14 protein-coding genes are annotated in these 15,753 nt (G+C 68.0%); 12 read left to right on the forward strand and 2 right to left on the reverse strand.

Translation table 11 applies throughout. The annotated features are described in order from the left end of the window. The first annotated feature begins 244 nt into the window (after positions 1-244). Genes ACZ3HV_RS38615 through ACZ3HV_RS38625 form a run of 3 tightly spaced genes read left to right on the forward strand, consistent with a single transcriptional unit; the run spans position 245 to position 2,419 of the window. The gene (locus ACZ3HV_RS38615) at positions 245-1,045 is read left to right on the forward strand and encodes a nitroreductase family protein (RefSeq protein WP_465692061.1); all 801 of its coding nucleotides are present in this window, start codon (positions 245-247) and stop codon (positions 1,043-1,045) included. 17 nt (positions 1,046-1,062) lie between these two features. Next, positions 1,063-1,938, forward strand: coding sequence for a universal stress protein (locus ACZ3HV_RS38620; RefSeq protein WP_465692063.1), 876 nt, complete (start codon positions 1,063-1,065; stop codon positions 1,936-1,938). Positions 1,939-1,942: 4 nt separating this feature from the next. Then, a complete protein-coding gene (locus ACZ3HV_RS38625) occupies positions 1,943-2,419 on the forward strand; it encodes a GyrI-like domain-containing protein (RefSeq protein ID WP_465692065.1) in 477 nt (158 codons plus the stop codon). A 48-nt stretch (positions 2,420-2,467) separates the two neighbouring features. Here ACZ3HV_RS38625 and ACZ3HV_RS38630 read toward each other — a convergent pair whose 3' ends face one another. Then, positions 2,468-3,520, reverse strand: a complete 1,053-nt coding sequence (locus ACZ3HV_RS38630; protein WP_465692067.1) for a zinc-dependent alcohol dehydrogenase family protein — start codon at positions 3,518-3,520, stop codon at positions 2,468-2,470. 196 nt (positions 3,521-3,716) lie between these two features. On the opposite strand from ACZ3HV_RS38630, the gene ACZ3HV_RS38635 reads away from it, so the two are divergent. Beyond that, positions 3,717-4,223 (forward strand): DUF1579 family protein, encoded by a 507-nt coding sequence (locus tag ACZ3HV_RS38635; RefSeq protein ID WP_465692069.1) that lies wholly within the window; start codon positions 3,717-3,719, stop codon positions 4,221-4,223. On the opposite strand, the gene ACZ3HV_RS38640 is transcribed toward ACZ3HV_RS38635, so the two are convergent. After that, entirely contained in the window at positions 4,216-5,076 is an 861-nt protein-coding gene (locus tag ACZ3HV_RS38640; RefSeq protein WP_465692071.1) for a universal stress protein, read from the reverse strand. The two genes, ACZ3HV_RS38635 and ACZ3HV_RS38640, sit on opposite strands and share 8 nt — an antisense overlap. A gap of 134 nt (positions 5,077-5,210) precedes the next feature. Between ACZ3HV_RS38640 and ppk2 the strand changes: the two genes are divergently transcribed. The 8 genes from ppk2 (at position 5,211) to narI (ending at position 15,656) form a co-directional block, all read left to right on the forward strand. Next, entirely contained in the window at positions 5,211-6,017 is an 807-nt protein-coding gene (ppk2, locus tag ACZ3HV_RS38645; RefSeq protein ID WP_465692073.1) for a polyphosphate kinase 2, read from the forward strand. Between the two features lie 111 nt (positions 6,018-6,128). After that, positions 6,129-6,941, forward strand: a complete 813-nt coding sequence (locus ACZ3HV_RS38650; RefSeq protein ID WP_465692075.1) for a 2-oxo acid dehydrogenase subunit E2 — start codon at positions 6,129-6,131, stop codon at positions 6,939-6,941. Further along, the gene (locus tag ACZ3HV_RS38655; protein ID WP_465692077.1) at positions 6,938-7,708 is read left to right on the forward strand and encodes a universal stress protein; all 771 of its coding nucleotides are present in this window, start codon (positions 6,938-6,940) and stop codon (positions 7,706-7,708) included. The genes ACZ3HV_RS38650 and ACZ3HV_RS38655 overlap by 4 nt, the downstream gene beginning before the upstream one ends. Before the next feature lie 2 nt (positions 7,709-7,710). Further along, complete coding sequence (locus ACZ3HV_RS38660) at positions 7,711-8,949, forward strand: MFS transporter (RefSeq protein WP_465692079.1); 1,239 nt, start codon at positions 7,711-7,713, stop codon at positions 8,947-8,949. Then, positions 8,946-12,644, forward strand: a complete 3,699-nt coding sequence (locus ACZ3HV_RS38665) for a nitrate reductase subunit alpha (protein WP_465692081.1) — start codon at positions 8,946-8,948, stop codon at positions 12,642-12,644. Before ACZ3HV_RS38660 ends, ACZ3HV_RS38665 begins: the two co-directional genes overlap by 4 nt. Continuing rightward, positions 12,644-14,266, forward strand: coding sequence for a nitrate reductase subunit beta (gene narH, locus ACZ3HV_RS38670; RefSeq protein ID WP_465692083.1), 1,623 nt, complete (start codon positions 12,644-12,646; stop codon positions 14,264-14,266). Before ACZ3HV_RS38665 ends, narH begins: the two co-directional genes overlap by 1 nt. After that, the gene (narJ, locus tag ACZ3HV_RS38675; RefSeq protein WP_465692085.1) at positions 14,263-14,946 is read left to right on the forward strand and encodes a nitrate reductase molybdenum cofactor assembly chaperone; all 684 of its coding nucleotides are present in this window, start codon (positions 14,263-14,265) and stop codon (positions 14,944-14,946) included. Before narH ends, narJ begins: the two co-directional genes overlap by 4 nt. Next, the gene (gene narI, locus ACZ3HV_RS38680; RefSeq protein ID WP_465692087.1) at positions 14,943-15,656 is read left to right on the forward strand and encodes a respiratory nitrate reductase subunit gamma; all 714 of its coding nucleotides are present in this window, start codon (positions 14,943-14,945) and stop codon (positions 15,654-15,656) included. The genes narJ and narI overlap by 4 nt, the downstream gene beginning before the upstream one ends. The last annotated feature ends 97 nt before the right edge of the window (positions 15,657-15,753 follow it).

Below are 15,753 nucleotides of genomic sequence, written 5' to 3' on the forward strand. Positions count from 1 at the left end.
TCGCCGTCAGGCTCGATGGTGCGAGCCGGCAGCCGGTTCGGCGTGGTGGTCATGATGGCTTCCTTTCACTCGATTCCGACACTTCGATCGTCGAATCTCAGCACCGCGCCGGTCAGGGCCCTTGTCACCTCAGCACCGCGAGCCGAACGGCCCGTCAGCTAGGGACTCTTGCCGCTAGGCCACACCCCACAGTCAGGCGCAGGCTGGAGGAGGCACACGATCCAGGCCGCAGAACGGACCGCTGATGAACTCAACCTCCGGGCTCACCGACGACGAGGTCGACATCCTGCTCACGGCCGCGGTGACCGCACCGTCGCTGCGCAACACGCAGCCGTGGCGGTTCGAGGTGCACGGGCCGGTGGTCGACGTACTGCTCGACGAGAAGCACTCGCTGCCCGCCGAGGATCCCGCCGGCCGCGCCGCGCGGATCGCTCTCGGGGCGGCCGTGTTCAACATCCGGGTGGCGGCGGCGATGCTCGGCCACGAGTCCCTCGTCGCTCCGGATCCGGATCCGCAGTACCCCGAGATGGCGGCCCGGGTCTTCCTCGCCAGACGCGAGGCGCCGGTGCCGGTGCTCAGCCGCCTGTACGGCGAACTCCATCGGCGACACACGTATCACGGGGCGCTCCTGGAGCGTGCCGTCTCACCGAAGGTGCTGCAAAAGCTCGACGAAGCGGCACAGTCCGAGGGTGCTCGGCTGCAGTGGCTCGGCCAGACCGAGCTGACACAGCTCGGCGCCATCGGCCAGGGGGTCTACGAGACGCAATCGGCCACCGGCGTACTCACCACACGAGATGAGCACACCGCGGCCTGGGTGCAAGCCGGCCAGGCACTGCAGCGGGTTCTGCTGGTGGCCACGTCGTACGACCTGACCGCGTCGTTCCTCAATCAAGTGCTTGAGCGCACCGCTCCGCGCTTCCAGGTCCGGGAGCTGATCGGCGGCCGGCTCTGGCCGCAGATGGTGATCCGGATCGGCTACCCCGCCCAGCCCAACGGCCGGACGCCCCGCCGGGGCTGGCGCGATTCCTTCGACCAGTGGTTCTGAGACACAGGGAGGTTGACATGTCGTCACAGCCCAGTCCGATCGTGATCGGGTACGACGGCTCACCGAGCAGCCAGAACGCGCTGCGCTGGGCCGCCGCCGAAGCGGCCCGGCAGCTGGCACCGCTGAGGATCGTCGAAGCGTTCGAGCTCGTCATCGTCTCGCGTCCGTCACCAGGACAGGTCGTACCGCTCGACGCCGTACGGACGGCCCGGCAGAAAGGGCTCGAGGCTGTCGCCGAGGGCGTCCGCCTGCAGCACCCCGGACTGCACGTCGAGACGAGCCTGGTGAGCGGCGGCGCCGTCGCGTCCGTGCTCGACGAGGCCGAGCGCGCCCGGCTCGTCGTCCTGGGATCACGTGGCCTCGGGGGCTGGAGCGGGCTTCTGCTCGGCTCCGTCGCGGCCCAGGTGACCACCCACGCGCAGTGCCCGGTGGTCGTGATCCCGCACGACCTGCGGCCGCACGCTCAGGAGGGACCGACCGTGGCTGTCGGCGTCGACGGTTCCAAGACATCGGCCAAGGCGATCGAGTTCGCCTTCGACCAGGCGGAGGCGCTGCACGCCAAAGTCGCCGCCGTCTACGCGTGGAGCAGCCCGTTCCTCACCTACGCCGACGGTGCGTCGATGCTCCAGTTCGACGACGAGAAGATCGAGGACGAGGCGCGGCTGCTCGTCGCCGAGTCGGTGGCCGGCGCGGCTGCCGACCATCCCGACGTGCAGTGGACCACCGAACTGGTCAGCGGGTCGGCTCCCCAAGCCCTGGTACGCCGGTCCGAGTCGGCCGACCTGGTCGTCGTCGGCTCCCGCGGCCGGGGCGGCTTCACCGGCCTGCTCCTCGGCTCGGTCAGCCAGAGCGTCCTGCACCACGCCCAGTCTCCCGTCGCAATCGTGCGCTGACGCCATGTCCAGCCTCCGTCCGCAGACACGAATGCTCTCCGAGCAGGCAACGGCTGTCCGGCGCGCAGTACTCGTACCGGACCACCTCTCCGACTGGGTTCCGCAAGCGTGTGCCGAGGTCGCCACCTACCTGCATCGACGCGGCATCGCGCCGGCCGGCTACCCGTTCGCGCGCTGCCACTCGTTGCTCGACAACCTGATCGAGGTCGAGGCCGGAATCCCGGTTGCGGCCCCGATCGCGGGATCCCGCGCGGTCGGCCCGTCAACGCTCCCGGCCGGTCCGGCCGTCGTCGTCTGGCACACGGACCCGCACGAGAAGATCGGCCTCGCCCAGCACGCGATCGACGACTGGTTGCAGTCCGAACCTGCCGACCGGACCGGAGACAGCTGGGAGGTCTACCACGATCTGCCCACCTGCGATCAGGTCGGCGTGCGCATCGAGGTCATCCAGCCGATCGTCTTCGCAACAGCAACCGTTTGATCCCGAGCAGCCGCGGTCCGCAGATTGCGGACCGCGGCTTGGTTTCTCCTAGGCGATCCCGGCCTCGGTGAAGAGCGCGACCTTCAGGGCGCCGGTCTCCGCGGGCCGCGAGAAGACGTCGTACGCGTCCTGCATCTCGTCGAGGCCGAACCGGTGGGTGATCAACCCCGGCAGCTCCAGCCGCCCCGCGGCGAGCATCGACAGCAACCGCGGGGTCGAGAACGTGTCCACCAGCCCGGTGGTGATGGTGACGTTCTTGATCCAGAGATCCTCCAGATGCAGCGTCGCCGGCGCACCGTGCACGCCGATGTTCGCGACCGTGCCGCCCGGCCGGACGACGCGAGTACACAGCTCGAACGTCGCCGGGATGCCGACCGCCTCGATCGCCACGTCAGCCCCCAGCCCACCGGTCAGCTCACGAATCGTCGCCTCCACGTCCTCGTCCGGACCCAGCGCGAGGTGCGCGCCCCGCTCGAGCGCGGCCTTGCGCCGCGAGTCGGCCGCGTCGACCACGACGATCCGCGACGGGCTGAACAACTTGCTGGTCGCGATCGCCGCCAGGCCGATCGGTCCCGCGCCCACGATCACGACCGTGTCACCCGGCGACACCTTGCCGTTCAGTACGCCGACCTCGTACGACGTCGGCAGGATGTCGGCCAGCAACACCGCCGCCTCATCGGTGACGTTGTCCGGCAGCTTGTACACCGACCGATCGGCGAACGGGACCCGGACCTGCTCGGCCTGGGTGCCGTCGATCAGATGGCCGAGGATCCAGCCGCCACCGCCGAGGCACTGCCCATAGTGACCCTGCCGGCAGTACTCACACCGGCCGCACGACGTGATACACGAGATCAGCACCCGGTCACCGATCGCGACGTCCCGGACCCCGCTGCCGACGTCGACGACCGTACCGACCGCCTCGTGACCGAGGATCCGGCCCGGCTCGACCGTCGGCACATCGCCCTTCAGGATGTGCAGATCGGTGCCGCAGATCGTCACCGCGTCGACGCGGACGATCGCGTCCTCGGGATCCTGGATCACCGGATCCGGCACCTCGTGCCAGCTTCGCTGCCCCGGACCGTTGTAGACCAATGCCTTCATCACAGACCTCCCTAGGCGAGACTTCCCACCTTCGACACTCGCCCTCCGAACCGCCTCGCCGCAGCGGCCGAACAACCCCCTTCCCCAGGACCTTCGACCCTCCCCGCACCGCCTGCGCACCGCTTGACTGGAGCCAAGCGGGAGGTGGCCACATGTCCAGAGAAATGCCCGTACTGCTTGGGATCGACGGCTCCCGATGACCCAGGTAGCAGGAGTTCCGTTGCCGTCGCAGCCCGGCGAGGAGCTGGCTGGGCTCGCGCGATTCCATCGGGATGCCCGGTGGACCGGCACCATCGAAGCGGGCGGGATGGGACCTGGCAGCCCGGCGATGACTGCGACCGGCGAAGGTCGCCACCACACCATCCAGAACGGATTGTGGATCGTCGGCGACTACCAGCAGGACCAGTTCCTCACCGATGGGACCTTCGTCCTGCACTGGCAGCTTCGGTGGTTGGCCGGCTGGGATCCGCAGGCCGGCGAGTACCGCGCGTCGGTCGCCGACAACTACGGCCACGTCGAGATCCTGTCCGGTCACATCGACGGGGACCTGCTCACGTTCGAGAGCATCGGAAGCCCACCGGTCCGCCTGCGCTTGTCGTGGCAGCTCGTCGACGAGGCGACCATGGTTTGGCGCAACGAGGTCGCCGTACAGGGCGGTCCGTTCGAACTTGTCGAACGGTACGTCTGTACCAGCATCAGCTAACCGCGGTTCGCTTCTCGTGGGGGCGGATGATTGCGACCGGTGAGTCTGCGTGATACAGGAGGCTTTGGCTGACGGATCCCACCAGCAGGCCGGCGACACCGCCGCGGCCGCGGGAACCGACCACCACCAGGGACGCTGTCGCCGACAGATCGACGAGCTCAGCGCTCGCCCGGCCTCCGATCACCGACGCCTGCGCCCGTACCGTCGGGTACTTGTTCCGATACGGCGCGAGGCTCTCGGCCAGCCAGTTCTGCAGCAACCCCTCGGTGCTCGCGACCGAATCGGCCTGCTGATCCTGAGGATGCCAGCAGTACACGACCCTCAATGGTTGCCCGGTCCGGGCAGCCTCCTCGAACCCGAAGGCCACGGCCTGCTCCGAGTCCGCCGAGCCGTCAGTGCCCACCACCACCGGTCCGGTACGCCGCTCACCGCGCACCACGACCACCGGACACGGAGCCTTCGCCGCAACCGACGTCGCCACCGAACCAAGCACGACCGCCGACATCTTGTTCCGCGACCTGGTCCCGACCACCACCATCTCGGCCTCCCCCGCCTCGGTCAGGATCGCGTGCGCCGGATCATTGTTCGCCAGCCACCCGGACCCACCCTCGTAGCCGAGCCGGTCCCGCGCGTACCGCACGGCGGTTTCGACCTGCTGCTCGTACTCGTCCAGCGGCATGGGCGACGGAACATAGCCCTCGACCCCCAGCGCAGGCCACCTGCTCAGCTCATTCAAATAGGCTCGGACCACCCGGACCGCGACCCCGCGCGCTTCAGCCGCCTCGACCGCCCAGTGCAGCGCCAGCTGGCTCTCGGGCGTGTCGTCGATACCCACGAGGATGAACTTGTTCATCGATTGCTCCCTTCGCTGAGGCGCCGCACCACCAGACCGTAGCGCTCCTGCGGTGTGGCCGGAACCGCCCGGGCCGGCTCCTCTTCGCGCTGTTGATGCTGTGATCTGGGCGGCGGATGCGAGATGGTTCAGGGATGAGTGGTACGACGAAGCGGTTGCCGAAGAAGACGTACGTGCGGGAGTTGCTGCGGCTGCAGGCCGAGCTGGTGAAGTTGCAGGAATGGGTCAAGGTCGAAGGCGCTCGGCTGGTGGTGGTCTTCGAGGGCCGCGATGCGGCCGGGAAGGGCAGCACGATCAAGCGGGTGACTGAGTTCCTCAACCCGCGGGTCGCGCGGATCGTGGCGCTGCCGTCGCCGACCGAGCGGCAGCGGTCGCAGTGGTACTTCCAGCGGTACGTCGAACACCTGCCGGCGGCCGGCGAGATCGTGCTGTTCGACCGCAGTTGGTACAACCGGGCCGGTGTCGAGCGGGTGATGCGGTTCTGCACGAACCAGGAGTACGCGCGGTTCCTGCACCAGAGCCCGATCTTCGAGCGGCTGCTGGTCGAGGACGGCGTACTGCTGCGCAAGTACTGGTTCTCCGTCAGCGACAGCGAACAGGAGAACCGCTTCCGCAGCCGGCTCGAGGACCCGATGCGCCGCTGGAAGCTCTCCCCGATGGACCTCGAGTCGATCACCCGCTGGGAGGACTACTCTCGCGCCAAGGACGAGATGTTCGTCCACACCGACATCCCCGAGGCGCCGTGGCACGTGGTCGAGAGCGAGGACAAGCGCTCGGCCCGGATCAACATGATCGCGCACCTGCTGTCGACGATCCAGTACCACGAAGTCCAGCGGCCACCGCTCGGCTTGCCACCCCGCCCACCGTCGAAGGGCTACGAACGGCCACCACGCGACATGCAGACCCAGGTTCCCGACCACGCCGCCGAGCTGCGGCGCTGAGAGTCGAAGGTCCTTAAGAGTCCAAAGTCCCGAACTCCGTGGACCGATCGACCGATGCGTACGGCGTTGTGCCGTCCGATCCTGGAATCAGATCGGTTCAGGAGGTGGATCGTGCAGCACGCGGACGCGAGGGTCGTCCAGGTCCCCTGGGCCCGGCAGCTCGTGATCGATGCGGGCCGGGCCGCGCGGCGCCGCCATCCGATCCATGGCCTGGTCGAGGTGGACGTGACCTCGGCTCGGGGTGCGCTCCGCGCCCACGAGGAAGCCACCGGCGAGGACTTGTCGTTCACCGCGTTCGTGATCGCCTGTGTCGCCCGCGCGGTCGCCGCCGATCCGAGCGTCCAGGCGTACCGGGATCTCCGCGGCCGTGAGGTGATCTTCGACCAGGTCGACGTCGGACTGCCCATCGAGGTCGAGCTGAACGGGAGCCCCTTCGCCTTCACCCACGTCCTGCGCGACGCCGGTAGGCGAACCGTGCAGGACCTGCATCGCGAGATCCGTGCGGTGAAGGCGGATCCGCAGCTCAGCCCGTCGGTACGCAAGACACCTTGGGTCCATGCGTATCTGCTCCTCCCGGGGTTCGTCCGGGTCGCTTTGCTCGGGACGCTGCACCGGCTTCCGCATCGCCAGCGAGACATCGCCGGAACCATCGGCGTGACGGCGGTCGGGATGTTCGGCGCCGGCGGTGGCTGGGGTATCGCGTTCCAGCTCCATACGCTCGGCATCGTTATCGGAGGCATTGTCCGCCGGCCCATCCTCTTCCAGGGCCGGCTGGTCGAACGCGAGTACCTGCAGCTGACCGTCAGCGTCGACCACGACATCGTCGACGGCGCCCCGACAGCACGCTTCGTCAAGCGTCTGCGCGATCTGCTCACGGTCGCCGACGGCATCCCGTCCGGCGTACCGGCAAGGAGGCCGGCATGAAGGTTGTCGTAGGTATCGACGGCTCACCAGCTGCGGAAGCCGCCATCAGGTGGGCAGCGGCCGAAGCAGCCTCGCTCGGCGCCGAACTGAACCTCGTGCACGCGGTGCCGCCACCGCCCGACCCGTCCGCTCAGCACATCGTCACCGCCGCGATCGCGCTCGCCCGCCAACTCCAACCGGCGATCACCGTCGACGGCTGGTCCGAGACCGGTTGGCCGTCGACCGCCCTGGTCAAGGCCTCCGCTGATGCCAGAATGGTGGTCATCGGCAGCCGCGGCCTGGGCCTCATGCTCGGCGCACTGATCGGCTCGACCGGCCTCGATCTCGCGGCCAACGCCTGGTGCCCGGTCGTCGTCGTACGCCCCGATCTCAATCCGGCCGGGCGCCGCGTCGTGATCGGGTACGACGGCTCGTCCGCCAGCGACACCGCCCTCGACTTCGGCCTGGACTACGCCCGCCGCCACGACCAAGCTGTCCGCGTCGTCGCCGCGCAACCTCCGGGAACCGAGCTGCACCGGATCACCGAGACCGAACTGCAGGACGCCGTACGCCAACGCGGCGGCCACGACGCGGAACTCATCCAGATCACCGGCCACCCCGCCGAACACCTCCTGCGCCTCGCCGCCGACGCGAGCCTGATCGTCCTCGGTGCGCGCGGCCGCGGCGGCTTCGCCGGCATGCTCCTCGGCTCGGTCAGCCAAACCGTCCTCCACCACGCCGACTGCCCGGTGGTCATCATCCCCACCGCCACGACAACCGGAGGCTGACGATGAATCAGCTGGACCGGGCGTCACAACGGGCGCCGTGGGTGATGCTCGCTGTTGCCACTGTGGGGTTCGCGGTCAACTTCTGGGCCTGGGCGCTGCTCAGTCCGCTCGGTCCGCTCTTCCGGACCCAGGGCACCCTCGGCAGGCTGTCCGAGTCCGACGTGGCGCTGCTGGTCGCCGTACCGGTGGTGGTCGGCTCGCTCGGCCGGATCCCGGTCGGTGCGCTGACCGACCGGTTCGGCGGGCGGGTGATGTTCCCGCTGGTCACGGCCGCGACCATCGTGCCGATCCTGTTCATCTGCTTCTTCGCCCTCGACTCGTACGGCGCACTCCTGATCGGCGGCTTCTTCCTCGGCATCGGCGGCACGGCCTTCGCGGTCGGCGTACCGTTCGTCAGCGCCTGGTTCCCACCCCAGCGCCGCGGCTTGGCGGTCGGCATCTTCGGCGCGGGCATGGGCGGTACGGCGATCAGCGCGCTGACCACCGTCAAGCTGTACAGCAACGCCGGCCACCGGGTCCCGTTCCTGATCACGGCCGGCATGATGGCCGGGTACGCCGTACTCGCGTGGCTGGTACTTCGGGACGCACCGGGCCGGCGCCCGGCACAGGGCTCGTTCGTGGCGCGGCTGGTCTCGAACGCCAAGCTCCCGATCAGCTGGCAGGCCTGCATCCTGTACGCCGTCGCCTTCGGCGGCTACGTGGCCTTTTCGGTGTACCTGCCGTCGTACCTGAAGACCGCCTACGACCTGAGTGCCGCTGACGCGGCCAACCGGATGGCCGGCTTCGTCGTCATCGCCGTCCTGATGCGACCGCTCGGCGGCTGGATGTCCGACCGCTTCGGACCAGTGCCCGTCCTCGCTGTGTGTTACGGGATCGTCGTCGCGGCCGCTGCAGTCGCCGCCACCACCCCGATACTCGAACACATCGGTACGGCGGCCTTCCTGTCCATGGCGGCCGCGCTGGGCGGCGGCAGCGGAGCGACGTTCGCACTCGTTGCCAAGGTCACCGATCCGGCCCGGGTCGGCGGCGTGACCGGGCTGGTCGGTGCGGCCGGCGGACTGGGCGGCTTCGTGCCGCCACTGATCATGGGCTACGTCTACGGCCACACCGACTCGTACGGGATCGGCCTGATGTTGCTGTCCGTGACTGCGGCCTTGACCCTGCTGCTGACTGTCACCATCGTGAGAAGGACCGCGAACCAGAAGCGCAACGAGCACTCGATCAGCGAGGCGACTGCATGAACACTGGGGATCGTTCACCGGCCAACACCGAGATCGGGCTCGACGGCGGCCTCAGCGAGGCGCTGGTTCGGACTCGCCGCTACTTCACCAAGGGCAGGGTCTCCGACGACCTGCGCACCTTGGACAAGGTCGGCGGACGCGGCGCCGACGACTTCTACCGGGACCGATGGAGCCACGACAAGGTCGTCCGCTCCACCCACGGCGTGAACTGCACGGGTTCCTGCTCGTGGAAGGTGTACGTCAAGGACGGCATCATCACCTGGGAGACCCAGCAGACCGACTATCCCTCGGTCGGTCCCGACAAGCCCGAGTACGAGCCCCGCGGCTGCCCGCGGGGCGCGGCGTTCTCCTGGTACACCTACTCCCCCACGCGCATCCGCTACCCCTACATCCGCGGCGTCCTGCTGCAGTTGTATCGCGAGGCCAAGGCCCAGTACGGCGATCCGGTCGCCGCCTGGGAGCACATTGTCAACAATCCGACGCTCGCACAAAAGTACAAAGCTGCCCGCGGCAAGGGCGGTCTCGTTCGAGCGACCTGGGACGAGGCGACCGAGCTCATCGCAGCCGCCTACGTGCACACGCTGAAGAAGTGGGGCCCGGACCGGATCGCCGGCTTCTCGCCGATCCCGGCGATGTCGATGGTGTCGCATGCCTCCGGCGCCCGATTCACCTCGCTGATCGGCGGCACGATGCTGTCGTTCTACGACTGGTACGCCGACCTCCCGGTCGCGTCTCCACAGGTGTTCGGCGACCAGACCGACGTCCCCGAGTCCGGTGACTGGTGGGACGCCGGCTATCTGATCATGTGGGGCTCGAACCTGCCGGTGACGCGGACACCCGATGCGCATTGGATGGCCGAGGCGCGCTACCGCGGACAGAAAGTCGTCGCGGTCGCACCGGACTACGCGGACAACGTGAAGTTCGCCGACGAGTGGTTGCCTGCGGCACCTGGTACGGACGGCGCGCTCGCGATGGCGATGGGCCACGTCATCCTCAAGGAGTTCTTCGTCGACCGCGAGACGCCGTACTTCACCGACTACGCCAAGACCTACACCGACCTCCCGTACCTGATCCGGCTCGATGCCGCGGGCAACGGTGTCCACCGACCCGGCAAGTTCCTCACCGCAGCGGATCTCCCCGACCACGAGGAGGAAGACGCCGACTTCAAGACCGTGGTGCTCGACTCCGTCACCGGCCTGCCCGTCGTACCGAACGGGTCGCTCGGGCACCGCTTCGGCGAGGCCGGCCAAGGCAAGTGGAATCTGGACCTGGGCTCGGTCGATCCCGCATTGACGCTAGCCGGCGAGGACGCCGAGACCGTGCTGCTCCGGTTGCCGCGATTCGACACCGGAGACGGGTCGGCCGGTGACCTGATGCGTGGTGTCCCGGCACGCCGGATCGGCGGACACCTCGTCACGTCCGTCTACGACCTGATGCTCGCGCAGTACGGCGTTGCCCGCCCCGGATTGCCCGGCGACTGGCCCAGCTCGTACGACGACCTCATTCCGTACACACCCGCCTGGCAGGAACGCATCACCGGCGTTCCGGCTGCAGCCGCCGCCCGGATCGCCCGTGAATTCGCGCAGAACGCCGAGGACTCCGGCGGCCGCTCGATGATCGTGATGGGTGCCGGCACCAACCACTGGTTCCACTCCGACACCATCTACCGTGCGTTCCTGGCGCTGACGACATTGACCGGCTGCCAGGGTGTGAACGGCGGCGGCTGGGCCCACTACGTCGGGCAGGAGAAGTGCCGTCCGATCACCGGCTGGGCGCAGCTCGCGTTCGGGCTGGACTGGTCACGACCGCCGCGCCAGATGATCCAGACGGCGTACTGGTACCTGCACACCGACCAGTTCCGCTACGACCCGTTCGGTGCGGACACGCTGGCGGCGAAGACGGGACATGGACAACTTGCGGGGAAGACCACCGCGGACCTGATCGCGCTCAGCGCCCGGCTCGGCTGGATGCCGTCGTACCCGACCTTCAACCGCAATCCACACGACCTCGCCGACGAGGCGCACGCAGTGGGACGACCGGTCGCCGAGCATGTCGTCGACCAACTCAAGACCGGCGCCCTCCGATTCGCCTGCGAGGACCCGGACTCCCCCGAGAACTTCCCGCGCATCCTGTCGATCTGGCGCGCCAACCTGCTCGGTTCCTCGGCCAAAGGCAACGAGTACTTCCTCGAGCACCTCCTCGGCGCCGGATCGTCGCTGCGGGCGAGTGAGGGTGCTCATCCGCAGGACGTGGACTGGCATGACGAAGCGCCTCGCGGAAAGCTCGATCTCCTGCTGACGCTGGACTTCCGGCAGACCAGTACGACGCTGTTCTCCGACGTCGTGTTGCCTGCAGCAACGTGGTACGAGAAGCACGACCTCAACACCACCGACATGCACCCCTTCATCCACTCGTTCAACCCCGCCATCGCACCGCCGTGGCAGACCCGCACCGACTGGGACGCGTGGCAGACGATCGCGGAGAAGTTCAGCGAGCTGGCCCAGCAGCATCTCGGCGTACGCCGCGACGTCGTCGCCGTACCCCTTCTGCACGACACCCCCGACGAGCTGGCGAACCCGCACGGAGTCGTCCGCGACTGGAAAGCGGGCGAGTGCGACCCTATCCCCGGCGTGACGATGCCGAAGCTGGTCGAGGTCGAGCGTGACTACGGCGCCGTCGCGGCCAAGATGGCGGCCCTCGGCCCGCTGATGGACAAGCTCGGCGCAACGACCAAGGGCGTCACGTTCGACGAGACCGAGTCCGTCGAGTACCTGCGCGCGAAGAACGGCACCGTCCGCGGCGGACCCGCCGACGGCCGCCCGTCGCTGGTCCGCGACATCCACGCCTGCGAAGCGATCCTGGCCCTCTCCGGTACGACGAACGGCCGCCTCGCCACCGAGGGATTCAAGACGCTGGAGACCCGGGTCGGCAAGCCACTGCACGACCTCGCCGCGGAGAACGAGGGCAAGCGCATCACGTTCGCCGACACCCAGGCCGCACCCGTGCCGGTCATCACCTCACCTGAGTGGTCGGGCTCGGAAACCGGCGGCCGGCGCTACTCACCGTTCACGATCAATGTCGAACGGCTCAAGCCTTGGCACACGCTCACCGGTCGCCAGCATTTCTTCCTGGACCACGACTGGATGGCCGAGCTCGGCGAGAACTTGCCGGTCTACCGACCGCCCCTGGACATGGGCGCCCTCTTCGCCGAACCAGAGATCGGCTCGGTCACCGAGCACGGTGTGACGGTTCGCTACCTGACTCCGCACAACAAGTGGTCGATCCACTCGGAGTACCAGGACAACCTGTTCATGCTCTCGCTGTCGCGCGGCGGCCAGACCATCTGGATGAGTGACCAGGACGCCGCGAAAGTCGGCATCGCGGACAACGACTGGATCGAGGCGGTCAACCGCAACGGCGTGGTGGTGGCGCGGGCGATCGTCTCGCACCGGATGCCCGAAGGCACGGTCTATATGCATCATGCGCAGGACCGGCTGATCGACGTACCGATCGCGGAGACGTCGAAGAAGCGCGGCGGCATCCACAACTCGCTGACCCGATTGCTGATCAAGCCGACGCATCTGATCGGTGGCTACGCGCAACTGTCCTTCGCCTTCAACTACCTAGGACCGACCGGCAACCAGCGCGACGAGGTCACCGTGATCCGGCGGCGCTCGCAGGAGGTGACGTACTGATGCGAGTGATGGCGCAGATGGCGATGGTGATGAACCTCGACAAGTGCATCGGGTGCCACACCTGCTCGGTCACCTGCAAGCAGGCCTGGACCAACCGGTCCGGCACCGAGTACGTCTGGTTCAACAACGTCGAGACCCGCCCCGGGCAGGGCTATCCGCGGACCTACGAGGACCAGGAGACCTGGAAGGGCGGCTGGACGCTCACCAAGCGCGGACGGCTCACGCTGAAGGCCGGCGGGCGGTTGAAGAAGCTGCTGACCATCTTCTCCAACCCGAAGATGCCGTCCATCCAGGACTACTACGAGCCCTGGACGTACGACTACGCGACGCTCACCGACGCGCCGGCCCAGCAGCACACACCGGTCGCGCGGCCGAAGTCGTTGATCTCCGGGCAGAACATGAAGGTGTCCTGGTCGGCCAACTGGGACGACGACCTGGGCGGTTCCGCGGCGACGGCCGAGCGCGACCCGGTGCTCAAGAAGGTCGGCGACAAGGTCAAGTTCGAGTTCGAGCAGACGTTCATGTTCTACCTCCCCCGGATCTGCGAGCACTGCCTGAACCCCTCGTGCGCGGCGTCCTGTCCGAGCGGCGCCATCTACAAGCGGACCGAGGACGGCATCGTCCTGGTCGATCAGGACCGCTGCCGCGGCTGGCGGATGTGCATCTCCGGTTGCCCGTACAAGAAGGTCTACTTCAACCACCGCACCGGCAAGGCCGAGAAGTGCACCTTCTGCTTCCCGCGGGTGGAGGTCGGGCTGCCGACCGTGTGCTCGGAGACCTGCGTCGGCCGGCTGCGCTACCTCGGCCTGATGCTGTACGACGCCGACAAGGTCCTGGCCGCCGCGTCGACACCGGACGAGCACGGACTCTACGAAGCCCAGCGGGATGTGTTCCTCGACCCCTCGGACCCCGACGTACGACGGGCAGCCGAGCGGGCCGGGATCCCGCACGACTGGATCGAGGCCGCTCAGCGATCGCCCGTGTATGCGCTGATCAACCGCTACAAGGTCGCGCTGCCGCTGCATCCGGAGTACCGGACGTTGCCGATGGTCTGGTACATCCCGCCCCTGTCCCCGGTCGTCGATGTGGTGCGGGAGACGGGTGAAGACGCCGAGCAGCGGGAGAACCTGTTCGCCGCCATCGACGCGCTGCGGATCCCGATCGAGTACCTGGCCGAGCTCTTCACCGCCGGGGATGCCGGGCCGGTCGACCTGGTGCTGCGCAAGCTCGCCGCGATGCGCTCGTACATGCGTGACATCAATCTCGGCCGCGACCCCGACGGCAGCATCCCGCACGCGGTCGGCATGACCGAAGAGGACCTGTACGACATGTATCGCCTGCTCGCACTGGCCAAGTACGACGAGCGCTACGTGATCCCGGCCGCGCACACCGAGCAAGCGCACGCACTCGAGGAACTTGCCTGCTCGCTCGACTACGAAGGTGGTCCGGGCATGGGTGGATCCGGTCCGTTCGGCGAGGGCTCCGGCGTACCGACCCCGATCGCCGTGGAGAACTTCCAGATGCTGAAGGACCGGCAGACCTCCGACCGCGTCAACCTGCTCAACTGGGATGGCAAAGGCACACCACCGGGGTTGTTCCCGCCGAAAGGCGATGAAGAATGACGAAGTACGCCGAACCGACGCTGCCCGCGCACCAGTTGACGATCACCTGGCAGGCCGCATCCTTGCTGCTCGACTACCCCGACGAAGCGCTCATCACCCGACTGGACCTCATCAACCGTGCAGCAGCCGAACTGCCGGCGGCACTCGCGGATCCATTACGCGCCACGGCGCACGAGCTCGGGTCCGTTGACCTACCTGTGCTCCAGCAGCGGTACGTCGACACGTTCGACAACCGGCGGCGGCACAACCTCTACCTGACGTACTTCGCCCACGGAGACACCAGGCGTCGTGGAGTCGCACTACTGCGCTTCAAGCAGACCTACCTGCGGTCCGGCTTCGTGCTGGACGACAGCGAACTGCCCGATCACCTCTGCGTGGTGCTGGAGTACGCGGCAACGGTTGACCGGCACCTCGGCTGGCGCCTCCTGCTCGATCACCGCGCGGGCCTCGAGCTGCTCCGGCTGGCTCTCGCGGAGGCCGGGTCCGCCTGGCACGGCGCCGTACGGGCGATCACCGCGACCCTGCCACCGCTCGCCGGCGACGAACGCGCCGCGATCGACCGGCTCGCCGCCGAAGGCCCGCCGCAGGAGGAGGTCGGACTCACGCCGTACGCGACACCTGCCTTCGATCCGGCGACACAGTCGTTGCCGATGCCAACGTTCCCCGGAGCACGCCGATGAACGAGTTCCTGTGGGTGGTCGTTCCCTACATCTGCCTGACGGTCTTCGTGGTCGGGCACTTCTGGCGGTACCGGTACGACAAGTTCGGCTGGACCACCCGCTCCTCGCAGCTGTACGAGAACAGGCTGCTGCGCTGGGGCAGCCCGCTGTTCCACTTCGGCATCCTCGGAGTGTTCCTAGGGCACGTGATCGGTCTCGGTGTGCCAGAGTCCTGGACCGAGGCCGTCGGCATCTCGGAGGGCCTCTACCACTTCCTCGCCGTCTCGATCGGCGCGCTCGCCGGCTTTGCCACGGTGGCCGGCCTGGCCATCCTCATCTACCGCCGCCGCACGGTCGGACCCGTGTTCTCCGCCACGACCCGGATGGACAAGGTCATGTACCTGTTCCTCGCCACGGTGATCGTGCTCGGCCTGGTGAACACGGTGGCGGCGAACATCTTCGGCGATTACAACTACCGCGAGGGCCTCTCTGTCTGGTTCCGCGGCATCTTCCGCTTCGACCTCCACCCCGAACTCATGGCCGAAGCTCCCCTCACCTTCCAACTGCATGGCCTGGTCGCGATGGCCCTCTTCGCTCTTTGGCCCTTCACCCGCCTCGTCCACGTCTTCAGCGCTCCGATCGGCTACCTCACCAGGCCCTACATCGTCTACCGAAGCCGCGCCCCCCAGACCCCCACCCACTCCCCCCGCCGCGGCTGGGACGGCCGCTGAGGCACAGTGGTGGAACTGTAAGGAGTCGACCACAGTGAGGGCGGGTTTGCGTGGCAGCGACAGGCGGGGCGCCGACTCGTGCGCGGTGGGCTGACCG

This window comes from Kribbella sp. NPDC020701 (assembly GCF_055562215.1).

What these genes read in the sequence shown, in the direction of transcription:
- ACZ3HV_RS38655 (WP_465692077.1), top strand. Translation starts at nt 6,938, where the DNA reads ATGAAGGTTGTCGTAGGTATCGACGGCTCACCAGCTGCGGAAGCCGCC.
- narI (WP_465692087.1), top strand. Translation starts at nt 14,943, where the DNA reads ATGAACGAGTTCCTGTGGGTGGTCGTTCCCTACATCTGCCTGACGGTC.
- ACZ3HV_RS38615 (WP_465692061.1), top strand. Translation starts at nt 245, where the DNA reads ATGAACTCAACCTCCGGGCTCACCGACGACGAGGTCGACATCCTGCTC.
- narJ (WP_465692085.1), top strand. Translation starts at nt 14,263, where the DNA reads ATGACGAAGTACGCCGAACCGACGCTGCCCGCGCACCAGTTGACGATC.
- ACZ3HV_RS38640 (WP_465692071.1), bottom strand. Translation starts at nt 5,076, where the DNA reads ATGAACAAGTTCATCCTCGTGGGTATCGACGACACGCCCGAGAGCCAG.
- ACZ3HV_RS38635 (WP_465692069.1), top strand. Translation starts at nt 3,717, where the DNA reads ATGACCCAGGTAGCAGGAGTTCCGTTGCCGTCGCAGCCCGGCGAGGAG.
- ACZ3HV_RS38625 (WP_465692065.1), top strand. Translation starts at nt 1,943, where the DNA reads ATGTCCAGCCTCCGTCCGCAGACACGAATGCTCTCCGAGCAGGCAACG.
- ACZ3HV_RS38660 (WP_465692079.1), top strand. Translation starts at nt 7,711, where the DNA reads ATGAATCAGCTGGACCGGGCGTCACAACGGGCGCCGTGGGTGATGCTC.
- ACZ3HV_RS38665 (WP_465692081.1), top strand. Translation starts at nt 8,946, where the DNA reads ATGAACACTGGGGATCGTTCACCGGCCAACACCGAGATCGGGCTCGAC.
- ACZ3HV_RS38620 (WP_465692063.1), top strand. Translation starts at nt 1,063, where the DNA reads ATGTCGTCACAGCCCAGTCCGATCGTGATCGGGTACGACGGCTCACCG.
- ppk2 (WP_465692073.1), top strand. Translation starts at nt 5,211, where the DNA reads ATGAGTGGTACGACGAAGCGGTTGCCGAAGAAGACGTACGTGCGGGAG.
- narH (WP_465692083.1), top strand. Translation starts at nt 12,644, where the DNA reads ATGCGAGTGATGGCGCAGATGGCGATGGTGATGAACCTCGACAAGTGC.
- ACZ3HV_RS38630 (WP_465692067.1), bottom strand. Translation starts at nt 3,520, where the DNA reads ATGAAGGCATTGGTCTACAACGGTCCGGGGCAGCGAAGCTGGCACGAG.